Raw genomic sequence first — 605 nt, 5'->3', positions numbered from 1 at the left:
GCTGTTGGCCAAGGCGAACGGTGATGCGTCGTGGTGGGAAGTTGTGGTATCCGGTTTCTGGGCATTATTGGATGTTGGGGCCGGCTTGAAAGCTGTAAGCAAGATTGCAAATGCCAAGAGCACTGCTACAACAATTGCTAATAAGGTCGCTCTGAAAAACGGCAAGGGCATTTTTGACTCTCCGGTTACCGCCGGAATCTATAAGAGAGTTTTGCGTTCTCAGATGTGGGGGCCTACTAAATGGGGTAAGCGGTTATTGAAATCTAAGGATGCTGCAGGTGGTTTCCGGAAGATGCTTGTTAGCGAAGGCGGCAAAGCAATGCAATCCGGAGAGAACGTATTGAGTGCTATACGTCATGATGGAACAGGAAACTATGCCGCTAATTTGGCTCGTCAGGGTTGGGATGCTTTAGGCAAGGGAATGTATAATGTTGGGCATTCGTTGAAGAACGGCGGCAGGGCATGGAATCGTTTCGTTTCCGGTTGGCAGGATGCGAAACAGGCCGCGAATGCCGCTCATTCTAACCCAAACAACACGGTGATGAGGGATTTCTGGGATGGTCAGTTCAAGAGATTCGGAGATTGGAGCAAAGGCCACGGGTGGT

The 605-nt window shown here is 50.2% G+C and carries 1 pseudogene; it reads left to right on the top strand.

Annotated features, from left to right (window positions below):
• Position 1 precedes the first annotated feature (1 nt).
• Positions 2-605: pseudogene (locus ACEUKI_RS10745) on the top strand (hypothetical protein); the annotation flags it as partial.

The organism is Bifidobacterium sp. 2450, assembly GCF_041900695.1.
GTDB lineage: Bacteria > Actinomycetota > Actinomycetes > Actinomycetales > Bifidobacteriaceae > Bifidobacterium > Bifidobacterium longum.
The sequence above is the reverse complement of the archived record's forward strand: the minus strand, read 5'-3'. Positions and strand labels throughout refer to the sequence as shown.